Here is a 22726-nt window from a genome sequence, read left to right as displayed (position 1 = left end):
TGGGCGGGTACCGTTCGGGGACTGCGGACGGACGGTTCGGTCGGCTCGGTGTCAGACGCGGAGGACCTGCGGGCCCTGGAGCGAGTAGCGGTGGGCCTCGGAGGCGGGCAGCAGGGTGCTGGTGACGATGGTCTCCAGCTCGCCGATCTCCGCGAACCGGCAGAAGCTGACCGCTCCGAACTTGGTGTGCACGCCGGCGAACACGGTGCGGCGCGCGGCCCGGATCGCCTGTGCCTTCACCTCGCTGACCGCCGGGTCGGGCGTGGTGAGACCGTGGTCGCGGGAGATGCCGTTGGCGCCGATGTATGCCAGGTCGATGACGAAGCCGGCGAGCATCTTCGTCGTCCAGTGGTCGACGGTGGCGAGGGTGCCGGAGCGGACCCGGCCGCCGAGCAGCAGGACGGAGACGTTCTCGGACTCCGCGAGCGCGCCCGCCACCGGCAGGGACGCGGTGACCACGGTCAGCGGCCGGTCCGTGGGCAGCGCCTCGGCGATGAGCTGGGGGGTGAAGCCCTCGTCGACGAAGACGGTCTCCGCGTCGCCCAGCAGTTCGGCGGCGGCGGACGCGATCCGGCGCTTCTCCGGGACGTGGCTGGTCGACCGGAACGCGAGGGTGGTCTCGAAACCGGCGCTCTCCACCGGGTAGGCGCCGCCGTGGGTGCGCCGCACCAGCCCGTGGTCCTCCAGGGCGCGCAGATCGCGCCGGATGGTCTCCCTGGCCACGCCCAGTTCCGCGGCGAGCGCGGTGACGTCCACGGAACCGGTGGTCCGGGCGGCCCGCACGATCTCGCGCTGGCGCTCTTCCGCCGTCCTGGTGCTCATGCCGTCACCCACCTCCCTGTGGAACTGCCCGTTCGGGCCATGGGGGAAGTTGTACCTCCGGCGCACGTCGCTGACCAGGCCTGTTGCAAACCCGATGCTGCCCGTATGTGCCCGGTTGTGCCGGGGCGTGCCCGTCTCGGACCTGGGGCGCTGCTGTGGCTGACGTGAGATCGGGCATGATCCGTGCCCGAATACGGCGGCGGGCGGGCCCGTTCGGTGCCCGCCCGCCGCCGTGTCCGGCATCCCGTACGCCGTCAGTACGGCCAGACGGGCGGGTCGTTGACGAACCGGCCGCCCAGATGGGTGTGGGCCGGGTTCTCCGGGTCCAGCTCGCCGTGCTCGGCGATCAGCTTCTCCGCGAACCGCTCGGAGTCGTCGCGCGGCTCGTAACCGAGGGCCCGGGCGCCGGCGAGGTCCCACCACAGCCGGGTGTTGGCGGAGGAGCCGTAGACGACGGTGTGGCCGACGTCCTCGGCGGTCAGTGCCGCGTGGAAGAGGCGGGCGCCGTCGGCAGGGCTCATCCACACCGAGAGCATCCGCACGTCGGCCGGCTCGGCGAAGCAGGAGCCGATGCGGACGGAGACCGTCTCCAGGCCGTGCTTGTCCCAGTACAGCTGGGCGAGGTCCTCGCCGAACGACTTGGACAGGCCGTAGAAGGTGTCCGGGCGGCGCGGGGTGTCGACCGGGATCAGCGGATCGCCCGCGCGCGGGGCCGGGGTGAAGCCGACGGCGTGGTTGGAGGAGGCGAAGACGACGCGCGGCACGCCGGCCTCGCGCGCGGCCTCGTACAGGTTGTAGGTGCCCTCGATGTTCGAGCGGAGGATCTTCTCGAACGGTGCCTCCAGAGAGATCCCCGCCAGGTGCAGGACCGCGTCCACGCCCTGTACGGCGGCCCGCAGCGCCTCCCTGTCGCCGAGGTCGGCGGTGATCGCGTCCGGCGCGCCCTCGACCGGGCGCACGTCGAACAGGCGCAGCGCGTAGCCGTACTCCGGGAGCAAGGACCGCATCAGGGTGCCGAGTCCGCCGGCGGCACCGGTGAGCAGTAGCGTGCGGGGCGTGGGCATGCACGGTCTCCTTGGATCGACACCGGTCGCGTACGTGTCTGGCATTCACATTCATGGACACGCTAGGGAGGGGCGGCGCGCCGAGTCAAGTGTGCCGTGGAGTGCGGCAATCCGCTCGACTGTTGGTCGTTTGTCGCCTTGACCGGCACTAAGGGCGCCTCGTAACGTGGTCGCGTTCATGAATATGGACGCCGATCAGGGACATGCATCAGCAGCACGATCTGCGTCGACCGCCTCGACAGGGAGCGCCCGTGACGCCAGCACCTCTCGCCGCCCGGCTCCGTGACCCGCGCGGGCCGCTCTTCTTCCCCGTCACCGCCTACGGCCCCGACGGCTCCCTCGACCTCGACGCCTACCGCGAGCACGTCCGCCGGGGCGTCGAGGCCGGTGCCGCCGCCGTCTTCGCCTGCTGCGGCACCGGGGAGTTCCACGCGCTGCTCCCGGAGGAGTTCGAGGCCTGCGTGGGCGCGGCCGTGGCGGCGGCCGGCGGACGGGTACCGGTGGTGGCCGGCGCCGGCTACGGCACCGCACTCGCCGTACGCTACGCGCGTCTCGCCGAGGCCGCGGGCGCCGACGGCCTCCTCGCCCTGCCGCCCTACCTGGTGGTCGCCGGCCAGGAGGGACTGCTCCGGCACTACCGCGAGGTGGCGGCCGCCACCGGCCTCCCGGTGATCGTCTACCAGCGCGACAACGCCGTGTTCACCCCGTCCACCGTCGTCGAACTCGCCCGCACCGAGGGCGTCATCGGCTTCAAGGACGGCCTGGGCGACCTGGACCTCATGCAGCGCATCGTCAGCGCGGTCCGCACCGAGGCCCCCGGCGACTTCCTCTACTTCAACGGCCTGCCCACCGCCGAACAGACCCAGCTCGCCTACCGGGCCATCGGCATCGACCTCTACTCCTCCGCCGTCTTCTGCTTCGTCCCCGAGATCGCCCTCGCCTTCCACGCCGCCCTGCGCGAGGGGGACCGGGCGACGGCCGACCGCCTGCTGGACGGCTTCTACCGTCCGTTCGTCGAACTCCGCGCCCAGGGCCGGGGCTACGCCGTCTCGCTGGTCAAGGCGGGCGTACGGATGCGCGGCCTGGACGTCGGCGAGGTCCGCCCCCCGCTGCACGAGCCGGCCGAGGACCACGTGAAGCAGCTCGCCCAGCTGATCGAGCGCGGGTACGCACTGCTGGAGGAGGACGCGTGAAGCACTCCGGAGCGAGCCGGGCGGGGCGCCTGAAGACGTCGGCGTTCGTGTACCCCTGGGACGTCAACGGCGACCCGGCGGCCCCGGAGCGCATCGCCCGGCTCGGCGTCGACCAGGTGACCCTGGCCTCCGCCTACCACTCCACCCGCGCCCTGACCCCCCGCCACCCCCGCCACCGCATCGTCACCGCCGAGCACGCGGCCGTCTACTACCCGGTCGACGACCGCTGGTCGGGCCGCGCGCTGCGCCCCTTCCCGGCCGGCGACTGGGCCCCCGGCGACGCCCACGGCGAGGCGGCCGACGCCCTGCGCGAGGCCGGCCTCGACGTCCACACCTGGGTGATCCTCGCCCACAACTCCCGCCTGGGCGCCGAGCGTCCGGACACCTCCGTCGTCAACGCCTACGGCGACCGCTACCCCTGGGCACCCTGCATCGCCCAGCCCGCCACGCGCGCGTACCTGGCCGACCTCGCCGCCGAGGCCGCCGTCCGCCCCGGTGCGGCCGGCACCGAACTGGAGTCCCTCGGCTGGTACGGCCTCCAGCACCTGCACGCCCACGACAAGACTGCCGGGGTCGGCCTGGGCGATGCCGGCCAGTACCTGATGGCCCTGTGCTTCTGCCCCGCCTGCCGGACCGGGTACGGCGAACAGGGCCTGGACGCCGACGAACTGGCCGCCGCCGTACGGGACGCCCTGGAACCGCTGTGGCGGGGCACGGGCGACGACGCCGGGTGGCCGACGGTGGCGAAGCTGCTCGGCGAGCCGGTCGCCGCGGCCACGCGCGCATGGCGCGACGGACAGGCCCGCACGCTCCAGGAGTCGGCCGTGGCCGCGGTCCGGGCGGCGGCCCCCGAAGGCTTCCAGGTACTGCTGCACGCCGACCCGGTGACCTACCACTGCGGAGCCAACGCGGGCGTGGACCCGGCCCGGATCCTGTCCGTCGCGGACGGCGTCGTGGTCCCCTGCGCCTCCGGCACGGCCCTGCTCGCACCCTTCGCCGCACACGCGCGCCCGGACACCGTCCTGGCCGCCAACTTCACGGTGGTCTCCGGCATGGGCGGCAGCCCCGCGACCCTCGCGGCCGACGCGGACCGCGCCCGCGCCCAAGGTGCGACCGAACTGCGGCTCTATCACGCCGGGTTGGCGTCCGACGGCGACCTGGCGGCGGTGCGGGAGGCGCTGCGCTGACCGAGTGACCCGGCGGTGAGGAGCAGCGCCCCGCCGAGCACGGGCAACAGCTGCCGGTGGTCGACGAGTTCGACGAGGGCGGCCCCGACGGCCAGTCCCAGCACGTTCGGTGTGAACATCAGCGTGTCGGCCGTCGCGGTCGCCCGCCCCAGCGCGGCGGCCGGGATCTCGCGCTGCACGGCGGTGTAGGCGGCGATCAGGACGCAGGGCAGGCCGAGACCGCCGGCCAGACAGCAGGCGAGCAGTGTCATGTCGCACGGGACCGCGCGCCCCGCCACCGCCACCCCCGTGAGCGCGATCCCGCACGCCGCGAACCGCCGCTCCCCGAGCCGCCGCAGCGCGGGCCCCGAGACCAGCCCGACGCCCACCGAGCCGACGCCCTGGACGGCGTACAGCACCCCCAGGTAAGCGGGGGAGTGGCCGAGGGCGGCCACGACGGCGTAGTTCAGGCTGCTGCCGAGCGAGGCGAGGCACATGGTGGCGCCGCCGGCCCGCACCAGCGACCGCACGGCCGGGTTCGCCCGGACCAGCCGGACCCCTTCGGCGGTCTGCTCGCGCCAGCCGCCGCGCGGTGCCCGTCCGGGCCGTTCCTCCCGTACCCGGAGCAGCGCGCACAGCCCCGCCGCCAGCACGAAGGTGCCGGCGTCCAGCAGCGCCACGCCCGGCCCGCCGTACGCCGTGTACAGCGCGGCGCCGGTCAGCGGGGCGACCAGCTTCATGCCTTCGCGTGCGGTCATCCGCAGCCCGTTGAAGTCCGCGAGAAGGGCCGGGTCGACGGCGGCGACGACCAGCGCGGAGTTGGCCGCGTCCTCGACGACGCCCACCGCGCCGTAGAGGACGAGGACCGCGAAGAGCAGCCACACGGAGGCGGCGGAGCGGACCGTCCCGAGCGGGAGCAGCAGGAGCGCGAGCGCGAGGTTCGTTCGGACCACCAGCGGTCTGCGGCGGACGCGGTCGGCGAGGGTGCCGAGGACGGGGCCGAGGAGGGTGGGGGCCCAGAGGGCGGCGGTGCACAGGGCGGCGAGGCCGTCGGAGCCGGTGAGGTCCTTGACCCAGACGCCGGACACGAGCCAGAGCGCGGAGGTGCCGAAGCCGGACACCACGACGCCGGTGAGGTACAGAGCCGCGTTGCGGTCGCGGAGCAGGCGGGCCACGGCCCAGGAGGTGGCGGTCGTCATGCCTGCTCATCGTGGGTCCAAGGCGGTGGCCGGGGGATCGGGAAGGTGCCTTAGAAAGAAGCGGGCGAAGCGGGCGCGGCACCGGCAGGGCGTAAGTTCCCCGGGCGGCCCGCCCGGCGGAAATCCGTCGGAACCTGTCGCCGGCGCCCATGGGGCGGCCGCGGCCGCGACCCTACCGTCGGCCCCATGCGCTCCATCGCACCGATCCTCATCGGCCTCGGCTACGTCCTCCTCATGTCCCTCGTCCGCGAACCGCACCGGCGCCGCCTCAACGCGGTGACGGTGGCCGGCGCGGGTGCCGCGTACCTGAGCGGCGGTGGCCTGGGCGGCTGGGAGTTCGCGTTCACCGCACTGGCCACGTACGTCGCCTACCGGGGCCTGGGCTCCTGGACCTTCGTCGGCGTCGGCTGGCTGCTGCACACGGCGTGGGACGTCGTCCACGACCTCAAGGGCTCGCCGCTGATCCCGTTCTTCCCCGACTCGTCGTTCGGGTGCGCGCTCTGCGACCCGGTGATCGCCCTGTGGTGCTTCCTGGGCGGGGTGTGCGTGTGGCGGACCGATGAGTTTCGCAAGGCCGTGCGGTCCACCCTCCTGAAGGCGACGACGCACCGGGAGGCAGCACGATGACTGGCACGACCATGATCGACCTCGGCCCGCAGGCGAGGATCGTGGCGGAGCTCGCGGAGCGGGTGACGGACCGGCAGCTCGCGGTGGCGACGCCCTGTCCCGACTACGCCGTCCGCCACCTGCTGGGGCACGTGGCGGGCCTGTCCGTGGCCTTCCGCGACGCGGCCCGCAAGGAACTGGGGGCCACGACCGACCACCGCCCGGGCGCGGCACTGCCGGTCCTCGGACCCGAGTGGCGGCAGGAACTGTCCGAGGCGCTGGACGCGCTGGCGGAGGCCTGGCGGGACCCGTCCGCGTGGGACGGCATGACGCGGGCGGGCGGGATCGACCTGCCCGGCGGGGTGGCGGGCGCGGTCGCCGCCGACGAACTGGTGATCCACGGCTGGGACCTGGCCCGCGCCACCGGCCAGGAGTACGTCCCCGATCCCGCGGCCCTGGAGGCGGCGCACGGCTTCCTGCGGATGGCGGCGGAAGGCGACCGCGGCCCGTTCGGTCCGCTCGTGCCGGTCCCGGAGGGCGCGCGGCTGCTGGACCGGACGGTGGGGCTGAGCGGCCGGGACCCGGGCTGGAAGCCGTAGCAGGACACAAACGGTGAGCGGGCGGGGACGCACCGGTCACCTGGTGCGGGGCGGCGGCGAGGTGTGGGCGGACGCGGGGACCGGGACCTTCGCGGAGCCGCGGCGGCACCGACCCGGCGCGGCACGGGGAGGGGGAGGCGAGGAGGTTCCGGGACGGCGGCGGACGACGCCGCGTCACCCTTCGCGGGCCCACTCTCCCCGCTCCGCCAACCACGGCCGCAGCCTGCGTTCCGCAGTGCTCAGCACCTCGCCCGGGGACAGTTCGTCGGCCCGCTCGACCACCACGAGGTGCCACCCGTTCCGGGCGACCGCGTCGAGGGTCACCGCACGTTCGCGCGCCAGGTACGTCACCGCCGACGCGACGTCCTCACCGGAGGGCTCACCCCGCAGCGGGCCGGCCTTGCGACGTACCGGTCCAGCCATGGGCCGCCTTCCCGGCCGGCGGCTCGGGACAGGGCGGATCCGGCGTTCCCGTCGAGGAAGACCATGACCGGGGAGACGCGCGCGAACACCTCGGTGAGGTCGGCCAGGAACGCGTCGATCACCTCCTCGTCGTGGCCTGTGGCCGGCAGCGTCGGCACGAACGGCACCAGGGCGTCGGCGATCACCACGTCGTCGCCGCTCGCCAGGACCGGGTCGACGAACTCGGCGGTCGCCGCAAGCAGCAACCCCGGGCCGACGGTGCCGGTGGTCCGCAACGCCTCGGCCACCGCCGCGAACCGCGACCCGGTCAGGACCTCCTCCTCTGGAAGTGGTCCACCCGCAGTCCGGCGCCGGCCGGCCGGCGGGCCGGCCCGCCGCACGACGTCGACTTGCCCACCCCGGGAGACACTCCCCACACGCTGATCAGAACCGTCACGGCCGCCGAGTCTGCGATCCGGGTTCCCTCCCTCCAACCACCTTCTTCGTCAGAAGCATTGACGAAACACAGCCGTCCTCCTACCTTCATCCGCGTCGCACCTCGTACGTCATATATGAGACGCGATACGCGAGATCAGATACGTCAGATCAGGTCCCGCACCTGATCGGGACCCCGAGAGGCGCGCATGACCTCTGTGCCCGTGCCGATTCCGTCGCGCACGCAGTTCGTGCTGGACGCGATCAAGCACCGCATCCTGACAGGGCGGCTGACGCCCGGTCAGGCCCTGGTGGAGACCGAGCTCGCCGCGCAGTTCGGGGTGTCCAAGACGCCCGTGCGGGAGGCGCTCAAGACCCTCGCCGGGACCGGGCTGGTCGTGATGAGCCAGTACAAGGGCGTCACGGTGCGCATGGTGGACGCGGACATGGCGCGGGAGGTCTACGACGTGCGGCTGCTCCTGGAGCCCGAGGCGCTGCGCCGGGCCGTGCGGCGAGGCGCCTCCCTCGACGCCGCCCGGGACGCCCTCACGCGCGCCGATGGTGCCACCGACACCGCCGAACGCTCCCTCGCCAACCGCGACTTCCACCGTGCCCTCTACCTCCCGTGCGGCAACCCGCTCCTCGGCCGGATGCTCGACGAGGTCCGCGACCAGGCCGCCCTCGTCTCCGCCGTCGCCTGGGCCGCCTCCCCCTCCTGGGAACGGGAGGCGGGCGAGCACCGGGAGATCCTCCGGCTGGCGCTGGACGGCGACGCCGACGGTGCCGCCCGCGCCCTGCACACCCACATCGCGTCCTTCGTCGACCGGGCGTTCCCCCGCGCGGCAGACCGTGCAGACCAGGCGGACCAAGCAGACCAGGCGGACCAAGCAGACCAGGCGGACCAGGCGGACCGGGCAGACCAGGGAGGCCGGGAATGAGCAGCGTGGTGTTCGAGAGCCAACGGGCGGCGCTGGCCGACGTGGTGGCCATCCCGGTGACCCCGTTCGCCGCGGACGGCGGCATCGACCGGGACGCCCACCGGGCCCTGCTGCGCCGGCTCCTGGACGGCGGCGTCCGCACCCTCACCCCCAACGGCAACACCGGCGAGTTCTACGCCCTCGCCCCGCAGGAGCGGCAGCTGGTCACCGAGCTGACCCTCGACGAGGCCGGGGACCGGGCGGCCGTCCTGGTCGGGGTCGGGCACGACATCGCGACCGCCGTCGCCACCGCCCGGCACGCCCGTGAGCACGGCGCGCAGATGGTGATGGTCCATCAGCCCGTCCATCCGTACGTGTCGCAGGCGGGCTGGGTCGACTACCACCGGGCCGTCGCCGCGGCCGTACCCGGGCTCGGCGTCGTCCCGTACATCCGCAACGCCCAGCTCCCCGGCGCCCGCCTCGCCGAACTCGCCGACGCCTGCCCCAACGTGATCGGCGTCAAGTACGCCGTCCCGGACGCCGCCAGGTTCGCCGCGTTCGCCCGGGACGCGGGGCTCGACCGCTTCGTCTGGGTCGCCGGGCTCGCCGAGCCCTACGCACCCTCCTACTTCTCGGCCGGTGCCACCGGTTTCACCTCGGGACTCGTGAACGTCGCCCCGGCCGTCTCGCTGGCCATGATCGAAGCGCTTCGATCCGGGGACTACCCGGCCGCCATGAAGGTCTGGGAGCAGATCCGCCGGTTCGAGGAACTCCGGGCCGCGAACGGCTCCGCCGACAACGTCACCGTCGTCAAGGAGGCCCTCGCCGCGCTCGGCCTGTGCCGCCGCGACGTCCGCCCGCCCAGCAGGCAACTGCCCGAGGAGGAGCGTGCCGAGGTCGCCGCCATAGCCGCCGGGTGGTCCCTGTGAGCCCCGGCGGGAACGTCCCGCGCAAGCGCCCCGAGGAACTGCGGAGCCATCAGTGGTACGGCACCGAGGGGCTCCGCTCCTTCAGCCACCGCGCCCGCACCCGCCAGCTCGGCTACCTCCCCGAGGAGCACCTCGGCAAGCCGGTCGTCGCCGTCCTCAACACCTGGTCGGACATCAATCCATGTCATGTGCACCTCCGTGACCGGGCGCAGGCGGTCAAGCGGGGTGTGTGGCAGGCGGGGGGATTCCCGCTGGAGTTCCCGGTCGCCACCCTCTCGGAGACCTTCCAGAAGCCGACCCCGATGCTCTACCGCAACCTCCTCGCCATGGAGACCGAGGAACTGCTGCGGTCGTACCCGGTCGACGGGGCCGTGCTGCTGGGCGGCTGCGACAAGTCCACCCCGGCCCTGCTCATGGGTGCCGCCTCCGTCGACCTGCCCGCCGTCTTCGTGCCCGCCGGGCCGATGCTCCCGGGGCACTGGCGGGGCGAGGTCCTCGGTTCCGGCACCGACATGTGGAAGTACTGGGACGACAAGCGCGCCGGGCTCGTCGGCGACTGCGAGATGGCGGAGCTGGAGAGCGGGCTGGCCCGCTCGCCCGGTCACTGCATGACCATGGGAACGGCCTCCACCCTCACCGCCGCCGCCGAGGCGCTCGGCGTGACCGTCCCGGGCGCGTCCAGCATCCCGGCCGTCGACTCCGGGCACGACCGGATGGCCGCCCGGTCCGGGATGCGGATCGTCGACCTGGTGCACCGGGGCCGCAAGCTCTCCGAGCTGCTCACCCGCGACGCCTTCGAGGACGCGGTCACCACCGTCCTCGGGCTCGGCGGCTCCACCAACGCCGTCATCCACCTCATCGCCATGGCCGGCCGGGCCGGCGTACGACTCACCCTCGACGACTTCGACCGCATCGCCCGCACCGTGCCCGTCCTCGCCAACGTCCGCCCCGGCGGACAGCGGTACCTCATGGAGGACTTCCACTTCGCGGGCGGCCTGCCCGGCTTCCTCTCCCGCATCCCCGACCTGCTCCACCTCGACCGGCCCACGGTGTCCTACGACACCTACCGCGAACAGCTCGCCGGTGCCCGGGTGCACGACGACGACGTCATCAGGACCCGTGACAACCCGGTGGCGGACGAGGGCGGGGTCGCCGTGCTGCGCGGCAACCTCTGCCCGGACGGCGCGGTCGTCAAGCACATCGCCGCCGAACCGCGGCTGCTCAGGCACACCGGTCCCGCCGTCGTCTTCGACGACTACCGGACCATGCAGCGCACCATCGACGACCTCTCCCTCGGGATCACCGCCGACAGCGTGCTCGTCCTGCGCAACGTCGGGCCGAGGGGCGGTCCCGGCATGCCGGAGTACGGCATGCTGCCGATCCCGGAACACCTCCTCAAGCAGGGCGTGCGGGACATGGTGCGGATCTCCGACGCCCGGATGAGCGGCACCAGTTACGGCGCCTGTGTGCTGCACGTCGCTCCCGAGTCGTACGTCGGCGGGCCGCTCGCGCTGGTCCGCACCGGGGACTCCATCACCCTCGACGTCGAGGCACGCACCCTCCGACTCAACGTGGACGACGGGGAGTTGGCGAGGCGCAGGGCGGAGTGGACACCACCGCCCGCGCGGTTCGAGCGCGGCTACGGCGCGCTCTACGACCAGCAGATCACCCAGGCCGACACCGGCTGCGACTTCGAGTTCCTGGCCCGGCCGGGCGAAGTCCCGGACCCGTACGCGGGCTGACCCGTCCCGACTTCCCCCCCCGACGACTGTCGAAGCGCTTCAACCACGCCCATGGAGCAAGCGCTTCCTGTACGCGCTGTAACCGATGCGAACGGAGAACAGGTCATGGCCCAAGCCGCAGCCGTGGCGAAACCGCCCGCGCCGCCCCGGCGGCGCCGTGCCTCCGCGACGCCGCGCAGGCTGCCGTACCTGCTGATCGCCCCGGCGGCCCTGCTGATGCTGGGCTTCATCGCCTATCCGGTGCTCAGCGTCTTCTACTACAGCCTGCAGAACTACAACCCGACCAAGCCCTGGCGGAACGGGTTCGCGGGCTTCGGCAACTTCACCCGGGCCTTCGCGCACGACCCGCAGTTCTGGGACACGCTGACCTTCAGCGCCAAGTGGGTCGTGGTGGAAGTCGGGCTGCAGCTGCTGTTCGGGCTCGCGCTCGCGCTGATCGTCAACCGGACGTTCGTGGGGCGGGCCCTGGGGCGGGCGCTGGTCTTCTCGCCGTGGGCCGTCTCCGGCGTGCTGACCTCCGCGATCTGGGTGCTGCTCTACAACTCCCAGACCGGCGTCACGCGCTACCTCGCCGACGCGGGCATCGGCTCGTACGGCACCAGCTGGCTCTCCGACCCCTCGACGGTCTTCCCGGCGGCCGTGGTCGCCGACCTGTGGCGGGGCGTGCCGTTCTTCGCGATCCTCATCCTCGCCGACCTGCAGTCCGTGTCCAAGGACCTGTACGAGGCGGCGGAGGTCGACGGGGCGAGCCGCCTCAAGCAGTTCTGGCACATCACGCTGCCGCACCTCAAGGACGCCATCGTCCTGTCCACGCTGCTGCGGGCGGTGTGGGAGTTCAACAACGTGGACCTGCTCTACACCCTGACCGGCGGCGGCCCGGCGGGGGAGACCACGACCCTTCCCCTCTACGTCGCCCACACCAGCGTCGACGCCCACGACTTCGGCTACGCCTCCGCGCTGACCACGGTGGCCTTCGTGATCCTGCTCTTCTGCTCCGTCCTCTACCTGCGGCTGAGCAAGTTCGGAGGCGGGGCCAGGTGATCACCGAGCTCGCCCCCGAGGCCGAACCCGTCGTGTCCGCCCCCACCCGGCCGCACCGGCGGCGCCGCGCCTGGGACGAGGTGCCCCGCTGGCAGATCTACCTCCCCCTCGGGATCTACCTCCTCTTCACCCTCGTCCCGTTCTACTGGATCCTGCTCTTCGCCCTCCGCCCGGCCGGCTCCACCTCCCTCGTCCCCTGGCCGGTCACCTTCGACCACTTCCAGAAGGTGTGGACCGAGCGCAGCTTCGGCACCTACTTCACCAACAGCGTCTACGTCGGTGTCTCGACCCTGCTGCTGACCACGGTCGTCGCGCTGGCCGGCGGCTACGCCCTCGCCCGCTTCGACTTCAGGATCAAGCGCGGCTTCATGCTGGCCCTGCTCTGCTCGCAGTTCGTGCCGGGCGCGCTGCTCCTGGTCCCGCTCTTCCAGATCTTCGCCAGGCTCCAGATGATCAACTCGCTCGGCAGTGTCGTCATCGCCGAGACCGTCTTCCAGCTCCCGCTGTCGATGATCCTGATCAGCGGCTTCATCAGGAACGTGCCGTACTCCCTGGAGGAGGCCGCCTGGGTCGACGGCTGCAACCGGTTCACGGCCTTCCGGATCGTCGTCCTGCCGCTGCTGCGGCCGGGGCTGGTCGCGGTCGGCTCCTTCGCCTTCGTGCATGCCTGGAACCACTTCCTGTTCGCCCTGATGTTCCTGTCCGACCAGAGCAAGCAGACCGTCCCGGTCGGCCTCAACACCCTGATGAGCGCCGACAGCGTGGACCTGGGCGCGCTGGCCGCGGGCGGGATCATCGCCGCCGTACCCGTCGTGATCGTCTTCGCCTTCATCCAGAAGTGGCTGATCACCGGCTTCAGCGCGGGGGCGGTGAAGGGATGAGACACCTCGCGGGCGGACCGGGGCAAACGCTTACCCTGCTCGCAAAGATCGACGACGCAGGGAGGACGCTGTGAACACTTCGCCCATCGACCTCGTTCTGGCGGGCGCGCGCGGCCACGGCCGCTGGCACCTGGAGAACATCCGGCGGCTCCAGGAGAAGGGGGTCGTACGGCTCGCCGGGATCTGCGAGCTGACCCCGCTGGGCGCCGACGAACTGCCGGAGGGGCTCGGGCAGCCCGCCCAGTCGGCGGACTTCGGCGCCCTGCTCGATGCGACCGGCGCCCGGATCGCCGTGATCTGCACGCCCATCCCCACCCACACCGACCTCGCCCTGACGGCCGCCGAGCGGGGCGTGCACCTGCTCCTGGAGAAGCCGCCGGCGCCGTCCTACGCCGAGTTCCGGCGGATGGCCGACGGGGTCGCGAAGGCGGGCGTGGCCTGCCAGATCGGCTTCCAGTCGCTGGGCTCGCACGCCGTGCCCGCGATCCGGCGGCTGATCGCCCAGGGCGCCATCGGCGACGTGGTGGGGGTGGGCGGCGCGGGTGCCTGGGCCCGCCCCGAGGCCTACTACCGGCGGGCGCCCTGGGCCGGCAAGCGGCGGCTGAACGGCGTCGACGTCGTCGACGGGGTCCTCACCAACCCCCTCGCGCACGCCGTCGCCACCGGACTCGCCCTGCTCGGCACGGACCGCGCCGAGGACGTCACCGGCATCGAGACCGAGCTGCTGCGCGCCAACGACATCGAGTCCGACGACACCTCCTGCGTCCGCGTCTCCACCCCGCGCGGCCCGGTCACGGTCGCGGCCACGCTCTGCGCGGAGGAACCCGGGGACCCGTACGTCCTGGTGCACGGCACCGGCGGCCGGATCACCCACTGGTACAAGCAGGACCGGGTGCTGGTGCAGCGGGCCGGCCACGGCCCGGAGGAGACCGAGTACGGCAGCACCGACCTGCTGGAGAACCTCGCCGACCACCTCACCACCGGTGCCGACCTGCTGGTGGAACCGGACGCCACCGGCGCCTTCATGAAGGTCGTCGAGGCGATTCGACTGGCCGGCGACCCGGTCGCGCTGCCTGCCGGTGCCTGGCACCGCCTCCCCGAGGACGGCCGCCGGGTCGTGACCGGCATCGACGCCCTGGTCACGGCCAGTGCCGACACCCTCTCCCTCTACTCCGAACTGGGCGCCCCCTGGGCCCCGCCCAAGGAGGTGAGCCCATGAGGGGCGACCGTCGGCCGGGTGCCGCGGACGCTGCCGGGGCCACCGCCACGCACGTCCGCGTCACTCCCTGCTGACCCCAGACAGAAGAGAGCCGATCGATGAAGAGCAGCATCCGCAGAAGCAGGCGCGCGGCCGTCGCCGTCGCCCTGGGTTCCGTGCTCGCCCTGACCGCCACCGCCTGCGGCGACGACGGCAGCGGCAGCGCGGGGGACAAGGGCGGCGAGGGCTCCGGGAAGGGCACGATCACCTTCTGGGACAACAACGGCGGTGTCCGCACCGACGTGTGGAAGGAGATCATCGCCGACTTCGAGAAGCAGAACCCGGACATCAAGGTCAAGTACGTCGGGGTGCCCGCCGCCGGCGTCCAGTCCAAGTACGACACCGCCATCCAGGGCGGCGGCCTGCCCGACGTCGGCGGGGTCACCACCGCGATGCTCGCGGAGGTCGCCGCGCAGGGCGCGCTGGAGCCACTGGACGGCCGGCTCGCGAAGAGCCCCCTCAACGGCAAGCTCAACGAGAAGTTCCTGGAGAGCGTGAAGTCCGCGGGCGGCGACGGGAAGACCTACTCGGTGCCGACCTCCGCGAACAACGGCACGCTCTGGTACCGGACCGACCTGTTCGGCGCGGCCGAGCTGGACCCCCCGGCCACCTGGACGACGTTCTACGCGGCCGCCGCGAAACTCACCGACCAGGCGAAGAACAGGTTCGGCTACACCATCCGGGGCGGCGAGGGCTCCATCGCCCAGGCGCTGGACGCCACGTACGGGCAGAGCGGGATCACCTCCTTCTGGAACGGCGACAAGACCACCGTCAACGACCCGAGGAACGTCGCCGCACTCGGGAAGTACGTCGGGCTGTACAAGAAGGACACCCCGTCCGCCGACGTCAACAACGACTTCACCAAGATGGTCGCGCAGTGGGATTCCGGGACGATCGGGATGCTGAGCCACAACCTCGGTTCCTACGCCGACCACGAAAAAGCGCTGAGCGGGAAGTTCAAGGGCATTCCGAATCCCACGCTGGACGACGGGATTCGGGTGCAGGTGTCCAACCCGGTCGACGGTCTCGGTCTTTTCAAGGCGAGCAAGAACAAAGCGGCTGCCTGGAAGTTCATCGAGTTCGCCGCCTCGCACGAGTCCAACAGCAAGTGGAACGAGTCGGCGGGGCAGGTGCCGGCGAACAACGAGGCGGCGCAGGACGCGTGGGTGCAGGCGTCGGAGCCGACGAAGCTGGCCGCCGAGGCACTCAACGGAGCGTCGACGAAGATCGTGCAGCTTCCGTACTACCTGCCGGACTGGAACACCATCTCCAAGGCCGACAACGAGCCGAACTTCCAGAAGGTGCTGCTCGGGAAGATGACGGCGAAGGAGTTCCTGGACACGTTGGCCGATCAGCTCGACACGGCGCAGGCCGACTGGAAGCAGCACCACTGAGATCGGGTGGTTGCGGTCGTGGGGGACTGCGGGTCCGTCGTGGCCGGTCGCACAGTCCCCCATGACCCCAAGTGGGAAACCCCATCCCCTGTTTGAAAGGTGACCTACGTGTCCCTTACGCGCAGACAGGTAACTTCCGCGGCCCTTGCCGCAGTTCCTCTCGCCGGTCGTTCTCCGGGCGGACAACGCACGCTCCACATCGCCGGGGACTCCACCGCCGCCCAGAAATACGCCGACGCTGCTCCGGAGACCGGATGGGGAATGGCGCTCCCCTTCTTCCTCAGGCGAGGAATCGCCGTATCCAACCAGGCCGTCAACGGGCGGAGTTCCAAGAGCTTCGTCGACGAGGGACGGCTCGACGCCCTCCTCGCCACCGTCCGGCCGCACGATCTGCTGCTCGTCCAGTTCGCGCACAACGACGAGAAGAGCGACGACCCCACCCGGTACACCGAGCCCTGGAGCACCTACCAGGACTACCTGCGGCGCTACATCGAGGGCGCCCGCGCGCACGGCGCCCGGCCGGTGCTCGCCACGCCCGTGGAGCGGCGGCGGTTCGACGCCGACGGCAACGCCGTTCCGACGCAGGGCGACTACCCGGCGGCGATGCGCGCGCTCGCCGCGCGGGAACGGGTCGCCCTGCTCGACATCGAGGCGCTGTCGCTCGCGCTGTGGCAGGCGCTCGGGGCCGAGGCGACCAAGACGTACTTCAACTGGACGGACACCGAGCAGGACAACACGCACTTCAACCCGCCGGGGGCCATCGCGGTGGCCCGGCTCGTGGCGCAGGAACTGCTGCGCACCCGGGTGCTGGCCCGGCACGACGCCGTCCGGCTGCACGAGGACATCCCCGCCTCATGGATCACCTGGCCACCCGCAAGCTGAGGAGACCCGCACAGTGCACACCTATATATGTCATGGACGCGTCATTGTGACGATGGCGGTCGTCGGCTGCACGGCTCTCGTGCCGGCCGTGACCGGAACCGCCCAGGCCGCCACCCCCCACCGGGTCGCGCTCGACCGGCAGGTGCCGGCCGCGAACGACGGCTGGGGCGCCGCCACCACCGGGACCACCGGCGGGGCCGCCGCCGACGCCGCGCACGTCTACACCGTCACCACCTGGGACGGGTTCAAGGCCGCCCTCGCCGACGGCGGCAGCGCGCCGAAGATCATCAGGGTCAGGGGGACGATCGACGCGGACGGGCCGAGCTGTGACTCGTTCGCCGCGCCCGGCTACGACTTCGCCGCCTACCTCGCCAAGTACTCGCCCGAGGCCTGGGGCCACTCCACCAACCTCGACAGCGAGCCCGACGACAGCCCCGAGGGGCTGCGCCGCGCCTCCGCCGCCGCCCAGGACGCCTACATCAAGGCGTACGTCCCGGCCAACACCACCATCGTCGGCGTCGGCAAGGACGCCGGCTTCAAGGGCGCCAGCCTGCAGATCAAGGCCGTCGACAACGTCATCGTCCGCAACCTCGGTTTCGAGAGCCCCCTCGACTGCTTCCCGCAGTGGGACCCGACCGACACCGCCGACGGCAACTGGAACTCCGAGTACGACAGCGCGGTCGTCTACGGGTCCACCCATGTGTGGATGGACCACAACACGTTCACCGACGGTGATCACCCCGACAGCACGCTCCCTTACTACTTCGGGCGGATCTACGAGCAGCACGACGGAGAGCTCGACATCGTCAAGGGCGCCGACTACGTCACCGCCTCCTGGAACGTCTTCGCGGACCACGACAAGACGATCCTCATCGGCAACAGCGACAGCGCGTCCACCGCGGCCGTCGACCGGGGACACCTCAAGGTCACCTTCCACCACAACCTGTTCTCCGGCCTGGTGGAGCGGGCACCCCGGGTGCGGTTCGGGCAGGTCGACTCCTACAACAACCACTTCGTCGCCGAGGACGGCTACGGCTACAGCTACGGCATCGGGATCGAGTCCCAACTCGTCGCCGAACACAACGCGTTCACCCTCCCCGACACCGTCAGGGCGGGCTCGATCCTGAAGAAGTGGAACGAGTCGACGCTGACCGCCGACGACAACTACGTCAACGGTGAACCGACGGACCTGATCGCCGTCCACAACGCCCAGATCCCGGCCGAGACCCTCACCGCCGGCGCCACCTGGACCCCGACCCTGCGCACGAGGATCGACCCGGTGCGGGCCGTGCCACGCGTCGTCGACCGCGGCGCGGGCGCCGGTCGCCTGCGCTGACGCGCGTCCGCCGCGGCCGGGGCGCACACCGGGTCCGCCCCGGCCCCACCCCCCCCACGGCAAGGAGCACCGTCACCCCTCACCCCCTCCCTCTCCAAGGAGCACCCGCATGTCCTCGCCCCACCTCCCCCTGCCCCGGCGGGGCTTCCTCGCCGCGGGCGCCGGGGCGGCCGCCACGCTCGCCCTGACCGCCCTTCCCGGGCCCGCCGCCGCTCGCCCCTTCGGGCGGTACGGCTCCCCGGAGCGCCGCCGCACCCCGCGGACCCTGTATGTCGACCCGCACGGCCGCGGTGACTTCAGCACCGTCCAGGCCGCCGTCACCGCCGCCACGGGCAGCGGCTGGACCCTGGTCCTCGCCCCGGGCGTCTACCGGGAGACGGTCGCCGTCGACACCACCCGCACCGAGGCCACCTGGATCGGCGCCGCCGAGAACCCGGGTGCCGTGGTCATCGTGTACGACAACGCGGCCGGCACCGCCAAGCCCGGCGGCGGCACCTACGGCACCACCGGCTCCGCCACCACCACCGTGCAGGCCGACGGGTTCACCGCCCGCTGGATCACCTTCGCCAACGACTGGCTGCGCGCCGACCATCCCGGCATCACCGCCACCCAGGCCGTCGCCCTCAAGGTGCAGGGCGACCGCAGCGCCTTCCACCACTGCCGGTTCCTCGGCCACCAGGACACCCTGTACGCCGACTCGACCGCACTGGGTGTGGTCGCCCGGCAGTACTTCGCGCACTGCTATGCCGAGGGCGACGTCGACTTCGTCTTCGGGCGGGCCACCGCGGTGTACGAGGGGTGCCACTTCCGCACCCTGAACCGGACCGACCTCGCGGCCGCTCCGTACGGGTTCGTGTTCGCCCCCTCGACCGCCCGTGCCAACCCGCACGGGTTCCTCGCCGTCCGCTGCCGGTTCTCCTCCGGCGCGGAGGACGGGGCGTACAAGCTGGCACGGCCCTGGGTGCCGACGTACGAGACCACCGCCTGGCCCTCGCTGGTCGTGCGGGACAGCCTCATCGGCCCCGGGATCGACCCCGTCGCGCCCTACACGAACATGCGGGACGCCTTCCCGTGGCAGTCCATGCGGTTCGCCGAGTACCGCAACTCCGGTCCCGGCGCGGTGATCACCGTCCCCGGGAACCGGCCCCGGCTCACCGCCGCCGAGGCGGCCTCGCACACCCCCGCGACCTACCTCGGCGACTGGCAGCCCCGGCAGTACCACTCCCTCTGATCGACGAAAGGACCCGCACGTCATGCGTCGCATCAGCACCTTCACCGCTCTCGCCGTGACCACGGCATCGCTCGGCCTCGCCGTGCTCGCCACCCCGGCACACGCGGCGACCGTCGTGGTCAGCAACTCCACCGACCTGTCCAACGCCGTCAAGAACGCCACCCCCGGCACGGTCATCCAGGTCCGCGGCGGCACCTACCACCCGACGGCCACCCTCCAGTCCACCGCCGACGGCACCTCCTCCGCTCCCGTCACGCTCACCGCGTACGGCTCGGAGACGGTCAAGATCGACGGCTCCTCGCTGCCCTCCGGCCAGTGGATCTTCAAACTGACCGCGGACTACTGGAACGTCTCGAACATCACCTTCCAGAACTCCCCGGACAGCGCGGTGGTCTGCCAGTCCTGCACCGGCACCGACTGGAGCAACATCAAGACCATCGACGGCGGCGACTCCGGCTTCACGCTCACCGGGGACGGGACGGTGAACAACACGGTCAGGAACCTCGACTCGTACGGCAACTACGACGCCGCCACACACGGCCAGAACGCCGACGGCGTCGCCATCAAGTTCGGCTCCGGCACCGGCAACCTCGTCACCGGCGCCCGGCTGTACAACAACTCGGACGACGGCATCGACCTCTGGTCGTTCTCGTCCCCGGTCACCGTCGAGCACACCTGGTCCTTCGGCAACGGCGTCAACCGCTGGGGCGACTCCGCCTTCGAGGGCAACGGCAACGGCTTCAAGCTGGGTGGCAACGGGGTCACCGTCGCGCACGTCGTCAACAACTCGGCCGCCTGGGGCAACTCGGGCAACGGCTTCACCGAGAACTCCGACACCGGCGCGATCGTCATCAACCGCACCACCGCCTACGCCAACGGCGGCTGGGGCTACTACTTCGCGACCAGCGCGGCCCGGCTCGGCAAGAACCTCGCGGTGAGCAACGGCAGCGGGCCGGTCAGCAAGGGCTCCTCGGTGGTGTCGGCCGGCAACAACTGGGACAGCGGCACCGGCACCCCCGCCTTCAGGTCGACGGACGCCTCGACGACGTACAACGCCCGGCAGTCGGACGGGTCGCTGCCGGCGACCACGTTCCTGACGACGGGGAGCACGACCATCGGGGCCACCATGAACTGAGCCGGAGGCAGCCACCGGCAACCGGAGGGGCTCCTTCCAGGGCGCTTGACCCGTTTTTTGCCCGCCGATGAGATATCGATCGGGCAACGGGTCTCGCGCCCACCCCGGTGACGCGCGTAGAACTCCTGTCATGCATAAGTCACTTCGTCTCGCCGCGATCGCCACGGCCTGTGCGCTCGCCGGCGGCGCCCTCTACGGCGCCGGTGCCGCCACGGCCGGCCAGTCGACCGCGAACTCCACCCACGAGCCGTACAACATCGGGCTCCTGGTGAAGGACATCGACACCTACTACGGCACCGCCGCCGACGCCAACGGCGTCTACCAGGCCTCGCCGACCAGCCCCTACGCCAAGGACCTGGCGCGCATCGACGCGGACGCCAAGCGCTACATCGACCGGGCCGCGCGCAAGGCGCACCGCAAGGGCGAGAAGCCCGCGGTCGTCTTCGACATCGACGACACGCTGCTGCTCAGCCTGGACTACGAGAAGCGCTACAACTACACGTACAACAGCGCCACCTGGGCGGCCTACGTCAACAGGGCCGACCGTCCGGGCGTCTTCGGCAGCGCCGACCTCGTCCAGTACGCGGCGAAGGCGGGCGTGGAGGTCTTCTACAACTCCGGGCTCAGCGAGGCGCAGCGCACCGCCGCGGTCGAGAACCTGAAGAAGATCGGCGCCGACGTCAACCTCGACAGCGCGCACATGTTCCTCAAGGACGCGGCCAACCCGCCGTCGTACCTGAGCGGTTGCGCCACCGCGGGCAGCTGGACCTGCACGACCGTGCAGTACAAGTCCGGCACCCGAGAGCACATCGAGAAGGACCTCGGGTACGACATCGTCGCCAACTTCGGCGACCAGTACTCGGACCTGGACGGCGGCCACGCGGACCGTACGTACAAGCTGCCGAACCCGACGTACTTCGTGTCGTAGCAGGGAAGGGCGGCAACCCTTTCCGGTCACGGCGGCGACCTGGAGACAGAGACGGGCCGGGGCGGCCCCTCCGGCCCGTTTCGCTCCCCCGCCGGACACGTCCGTGCAGCACCGCTGCAGTTACCGGACCGTCGCGAAGTTCCCCGTCACCGCGTACTGCTTGCCGTCCGCGGTGCCCGTGATCGTGTAGCCGTCGTCCTTGGCGTCGCGGCCGCCCTGTTCGTGGTTGTACTGGCCCGCGAACACCCACTCGCCGACGGCGACCGTGCTGCCCGGCCTGAGCGTCCACGTGTAGACGAGGAAGCCGTCCTGTTCGGTGACCGACTGGGTGAAGTCGGCCTCCGGCAGGGAGCGCCAGGCTCCGGTGTCGGACACCCCGCCGGTCTGGGCCACCTTCAGCCGCACCGTGAGTGCCGTCAGCTGCCCGGAGGTCTTCAGGGTCACGTCGGACTGCGCCCAGAAGTCGTTGCTGTGCGGGTCCACCGAGCCGTCCGACCGGAGCGGGCCGTCCTGTTCGCCCTTCGCGACGGGGGCCGCGGGGGTGGCGGAGGCCTTCGGGGTCGACGAGGGCGCCGAACCGGCCTCGGAGGTGCGGGCCGTGGGTGAGCCGGCGGCCGGCGGGGCTGCCCGGTGGGACGGCGGGCGGCTGGTCGCCTCCGGGGACGCGGAGGCAGTGGGCGACACCGCGACCGTCTTCTCGGTGGGCGGGTCCTTCACGGCCGATGCGACCGCGTAGCCGCCGAAGCCGAGGACCGCGGCGACCGCGGCCGTGGCACCGGCCACCCGGAACCAGCCGAACACGGGCGGCAGCGTGGCGCGATGGTCCGGGCGGCCCGGTGCGGACATGCCCCGCTCGACCCGGGCCAGGATGCGGGCGCGGTCGGGTTCGTGTGCCTCGGCCGCCTCGTGCAGCCGGGCGCGCAGCTCGTCGTGCACGTCCTGCTGCCTCATCGCTTCCTTCCTCCGCTCTCCCCGGTCCGCGGTGCCATCGCCGCGTGCACCCGCTGCGGAACACCCCGGGAGTCGCCCAGCAGCCGCTGCAGCTCCGCCATGCCCTTCGAGGTCTGGCTCTTAACGGTACCCACCGAGATCCCGAGGGCGAGCGCGGTGTCCTTCTCCGACAGGTCGAACGCGTGCCGGAGCACCACGCACGCCCGCTTGCGGAACGGCAGACGGGCCAGCGCACCCTGGACGTCGACCACTGCGGCGACGTCCGGGTTCTCGGTGGTCTCCGCGCGGTGCGACCAGAACAGGGCGATACGCCGCCGCTCGCGCACGGCGCCGCGGATGCGGGTGCGGGCCAGGTTGGCGACGACGCCCCGGGCGTAGGCCACCGGGTGGTCGGCGGCCCGCACCCGGTCCCAGCGGTGCCACAACGCCAGCAGGGCGTCGGCGGCCAGGTCGTCGGCGGCGTCCGCCTCACCGGTCAACAGATGGGCGAGACGCGAGAGTTCGGCGTAGTGGCGCTCGAAGAAGGCATGGAACTCCACGGAGGCGGCGTCGTCGACGACTGTGCCCACGGGTGACCTCTTCTGTCAGGGAATCCGTGTCATGGAGATGCCATGC

At 71.9% G+C, this 22726-nt stretch carries 23 protein-coding genes and 1 pseudogene; 17 read left to right on the top strand and 7 right to left on the bottom strand.

What is annotated here, in order from left to right; translation table 11 throughout:
- Nucleotides 1-51: 51 nt before the first annotated feature.
- Nucleotides 52-822 carry a DeoR/GlpR family DNA-binding transcription regulator gene (locus AB0472_RS39950; protein WP_366364270.1) on the bottom strand — a complete coding sequence of 257 codons (771 nt, stop codon included), beginning with the start codon at nt 820-822 and terminating at the stop codon, nt 52-54.
- A 254-nt stretch (nt 823-1076) separates the two neighbouring features.
- Nucleotides 1077-1886 (bottom strand): NAD(P)-dependent oxidoreductase, encoded by an 810-nt coding sequence (locus tag AB0472_RS39945; protein ID WP_366364269.1) that lies wholly within the window; start codon nt 1884-1886, stop codon nt 1077-1079.
- 251 nt (nt 1887-2137) lie between these two features.
- Between AB0472_RS39945 and AB0472_RS39940 the strand changes: the two genes are divergently transcribed.
- Together AB0472_RS39940 and AB0472_RS39935 are read left to right on the top strand one after the other, a co-directional pair.
- Complete coding sequence (locus tag AB0472_RS39940; protein ID WP_366364268.1) at nt 2138-3079, top strand: 5-dehydro-4-deoxyglucarate dehydratase; 942 nt, start codon at nt 2138-2140, stop codon at nt 3077-3079.
- A 29-nt stretch (nt 3080-3108) separates the two neighbouring features.
- Complete coding sequence (locus tag AB0472_RS39935; RefSeq protein WP_366364289.1) at nt 3109-4266, top strand: hypothetical protein; 1158 nt, start codon at nt 3109-3111, stop codon at nt 4264-4266.
- On the opposite strand, the gene AB0472_RS39930 is transcribed toward AB0472_RS39935, so the two are convergent.
- Entirely contained in the window at nt 4209-5444 is a 1236-nt protein-coding gene (locus tag AB0472_RS39930) for an MFS transporter (RefSeq protein WP_366364267.1), read from the bottom strand. The two genes, AB0472_RS39935 and AB0472_RS39930, sit on opposite strands and share 58 nt — an antisense overlap.
- Nucleotides 5445-5630: 186 nt before the next feature.
- Between AB0472_RS39930 and AB0472_RS39925 the strand changes: the two genes are divergently transcribed.
- The 3 genes and pseudogenes from AB0472_RS39925 to AB0472_RS39915 form a co-directional block, all read left to right on the top strand.
- On the top strand, nt 5631-6071 hold the full coding sequence (locus AB0472_RS39925; RefSeq protein WP_366364266.1) for a DUF6010 family protein: 441 nt from the start codon (nt 5631-5633) through the stop codon (nt 6069-6071).
- Nucleotides 6068-6649 (top strand): TIGR03086 family metal-binding protein, encoded by a 582-nt coding sequence (locus AB0472_RS39920; RefSeq protein ID WP_366364265.1) that lies wholly within the window; start codon nt 6068-6070, stop codon nt 6647-6649. Before AB0472_RS39925 ends, AB0472_RS39920 begins: the two co-directional genes overlap by 4 nt.
- Before the next feature lie 13 nt (nt 6650-6662).
- Nucleotides 6663-6758, top strand: a pseudogene (locus AB0472_RS39915) (MBL fold metallo-hydrolase); the annotation flags it as partial.
- Nucleotides 6759-6823: 65 nt separating this feature from the next.
- Here AB0472_RS39915 and AB0472_RS39910 read toward each other — a convergent pair.
- Nucleotides 6824-7000, bottom strand: coding sequence for a hypothetical protein (locus AB0472_RS39910; RefSeq protein WP_366364292.1), 177 nt, complete (start codon nt 6998-7000; stop codon nt 6824-6826).
- Nucleotides 6997-7359: a hypothetical protein gene (locus tag AB0472_RS39905; protein ID WP_366364291.1), complete on the bottom strand. Its 363-nt coding sequence runs from the start codon at nt 7357-7359 to the stop codon at nt 6997-6999. Before AB0472_RS39905 ends, AB0472_RS39910 begins: the two co-directional genes overlap by 4 nt.
- Before the next feature lie 336 nt (nt 7360-7695).
- Between AB0472_RS39905 and AB0472_RS39900 the strand changes: the two genes are divergently transcribed.
- The 12 genes from AB0472_RS39900 (at nt 7696) to AB0472_RS39845 (ending at nt 21160) form a co-directional block, all read left to right on the top strand.
- The gene (locus AB0472_RS39900; protein WP_366364264.1) at nt 7696-8424 is read left to right on the top strand and encodes a GntR family transcriptional regulator; all 729 of its coding nucleotides are present in this window, start codon (nt 7696-7698) and stop codon (nt 8422-8424) included.
- Entirely contained in the window at nt 8421-9332 is a 912-nt protein-coding gene (locus tag AB0472_RS39895; protein ID WP_366364262.1) for a dihydrodipicolinate synthase family protein, read from the top strand. The genes AB0472_RS39900 and AB0472_RS39895 overlap by 4 nt, the downstream gene beginning before the upstream one ends.
- Nucleotides 9329-11074 (top strand): L-arabinonate dehydratase, encoded by a 1746-nt coding sequence (gene araD, locus AB0472_RS39890; RefSeq protein ID WP_366364260.1) that lies wholly within the window; start codon nt 9329-9331, stop codon nt 11072-11074. Before AB0472_RS39895 ends, araD begins: the two co-directional genes overlap by 4 nt.
- Before the next feature lie 105 nt (nt 11075-11179).
- Complete coding sequence (locus tag AB0472_RS39885; protein WP_366364258.1) at nt 11180-12115, top strand: sugar ABC transporter permease; 936 nt, start codon at nt 11180-11182, stop codon at nt 12113-12115.
- The gene (locus AB0472_RS39880) at nt 12112-12996 is read left to right on the top strand and encodes a carbohydrate ABC transporter permease (RefSeq protein ID WP_366364256.1); all 885 of its coding nucleotides are present in this window, start codon (nt 12112-12114) and stop codon (nt 12994-12996) included. Before AB0472_RS39885 ends, AB0472_RS39880 begins: the two co-directional genes overlap by 4 nt.
- Nucleotides 12997-13066: 70 nt before the next feature.
- Nucleotides 13067-14215: a Gfo/Idh/MocA family oxidoreductase gene (locus AB0472_RS39875; RefSeq protein ID WP_366364254.1), complete on the top strand. Its 1149-nt coding sequence runs from the start codon at nt 13067-13069 to the stop codon at nt 14213-14215.
- Between the two features lie 98 nt (nt 14216-14313).
- The gene (locus AB0472_RS39870; protein ID WP_366364252.1) at nt 14314-15648 is read left to right on the top strand and encodes a sugar ABC transporter substrate-binding protein; all 1335 of its coding nucleotides are present in this window, start codon (nt 14314-14316) and stop codon (nt 15646-15648) included.
- Between the two features lie 108 nt (nt 15649-15756).
- Entirely contained in the window at nt 15757-16530 is a 774-nt protein-coding gene (locus tag AB0472_RS39865) for a rhamnogalacturonan acetylesterase (RefSeq protein ID WP_366364250.1), read from the top strand.
- Nucleotides 16531-16582: 52 nt separating this feature from the next.
- Nucleotides 16583-17866, top strand: a complete 1284-nt coding sequence (locus AB0472_RS39860) for a pectate lyase (RefSeq protein WP_366364248.1) — start codon at nt 16583-16585, stop codon at nt 17864-17866.
- Nucleotides 17867-17975: 109 nt separating this feature from the next.
- Nucleotides 17976-19097 (top strand): pectinesterase family protein, encoded by a 1122-nt coding sequence (locus tag AB0472_RS39855; RefSeq protein ID WP_366364246.1) that lies wholly within the window; start codon nt 17976-17978, stop codon nt 19095-19097.
- Between the two features lie 22 nt (nt 19098-19119).
- Nucleotides 19120-20232 (top strand): chondroitinase-B domain-containing protein, encoded by a 1113-nt coding sequence (locus AB0472_RS39850; RefSeq protein ID WP_366364244.1) that lies wholly within the window; start codon nt 19120-19122, stop codon nt 20230-20232.
- Nucleotides 20233-20362: 130 nt separating this feature from the next.
- Nucleotides 20363-21160: an HAD family acid phosphatase gene (locus tag AB0472_RS39845; protein ID WP_366364242.1), complete on the top strand. Its 798-nt coding sequence runs from the start codon at nt 20363-20365 to the stop codon at nt 21158-21160.
- Between the two features lie 120 nt (nt 21161-21280).
- On the opposite strand, the gene AB0472_RS39840 is transcribed toward AB0472_RS39845, so the two are convergent.
- Both AB0472_RS39840 and AB0472_RS39835 read right to left on the bottom strand, forming a co-directional pair.
- Nucleotides 21281-22111, bottom strand: coding sequence for a hypothetical protein (locus tag AB0472_RS39840; protein WP_366364240.1), 831 nt, complete (start codon nt 22109-22111; stop codon nt 21281-21283).
- Nucleotides 22108-22680, bottom strand: a complete 573-nt coding sequence (locus AB0472_RS39835; protein WP_366364238.1) for a SigE family RNA polymerase sigma factor — start codon at nt 22678-22680, stop codon at nt 22108-22110. Before AB0472_RS39835 ends, AB0472_RS39840 begins: the two co-directional genes overlap by 4 nt.
- Nucleotides 22681-22726 lie beyond the last annotated feature (46 nt).

The organism is Streptomyces sp. NPDC086777 (genome assembly GCF_040702065.1).
Taxonomy (GTDB): domain Bacteria; phylum Actinomycetota; class Actinomycetes; order Streptomycetales; family Streptomycetaceae; genus Streptomyces.
This window is presented reverse-complemented; position numbering and strand designations above follow the sequence as displayed.

What these genes read in the sequence shown, in the direction of transcription:
- AB0472_RS39925 (WP_366364266.1), top strand. Translation starts at nt 5,631, where the DNA reads ATGCGCTCCATCGCACCGATCCTCATCGGCCTCGGCTACGTCCTCCTC.
- AB0472_RS39870 (WP_366364252.1), top strand. Translation starts at nt 14,314, where the DNA reads ATGAAGAGCAGCATCCGCAGAAGCAGGCGCGCGGCCGTCGCCGTCGCC.
- AB0472_RS39920 (WP_366364265.1), top strand. Translation starts at nt 6,068, where the DNA reads ATGACTGGCACGACCATGATCGACCTCGGCCCGCAGGCGAGGATCGTG.
- AB0472_RS39885 (WP_366364258.1), top strand. Translation starts at nt 11,180, where the DNA reads ATGGCCCAAGCCGCAGCCGTGGCGAAACCGCCCGCGCCGCCCCGGCGG.
- AB0472_RS39950 (WP_366364270.1), bottom strand. Translation starts at nt 822, where the DNA reads ATGAGCACCAGGACGGCGGAAGAGCGCCAGCGCGAGATCGTGCGGGCC.
- AB0472_RS39840 (WP_366364240.1), bottom strand. Translation starts at nt 22,111, where the DNA reads ATGAGGCAGCAGGACGTGCACGACGAGCTGCGCGCCCGGCTGCACGAG.
- AB0472_RS39855 (WP_366364246.1), top strand. Translation starts at nt 17,976, where the DNA reads ATGTCCTCGCCCCACCTCCCCCTGCCCCGGCGGGGCTTCCTCGCCGCG.
- AB0472_RS39900 (WP_366364264.1), top strand. Translation starts at nt 7,696, where the DNA reads ATGACCTCTGTGCCCGTGCCGATTCCGTCGCGCACGCAGTTCGTGCTG.
- AB0472_RS39930 (WP_366364267.1), bottom strand. Translation starts at nt 5,444, where the DNA reads ATGACGACCGCCACCTCCTGGGCCGTGGCCCGCCTGCTCCGCGACCGC.
- AB0472_RS39850 (WP_366364244.1), top strand. Translation starts at nt 19,120, where the DNA reads ATGCGTCGCATCAGCACCTTCACCGCTCTCGCCGTGACCACGGCATCG.
- AB0472_RS39860 (WP_366364248.1), top strand. Translation starts at nt 16,583, where the DNA reads ATGGCGGTCGTCGGCTGCACGGCTCTCGTGCCGGCCGTGACCGGAACC.
- AB0472_RS39895 (WP_366364262.1), top strand. Translation starts at nt 8,421, where the DNA reads ATGAGCAGCGTGGTGTTCGAGAGCCAACGGGCGGCGCTGGCCGACGTG.
- AB0472_RS39845 (WP_366364242.1), top strand. Translation starts at nt 20,363, where the DNA reads ATGCATAAGTCACTTCGTCTCGCCGCGATCGCCACGGCCTGTGCGCTC.
- AB0472_RS39945 (WP_366364269.1), bottom strand. Translation starts at nt 1,886, where the DNA reads ATGCCCACGCCCCGCACGCTACTGCTCACCGGTGCCGCCGGCGGACTC.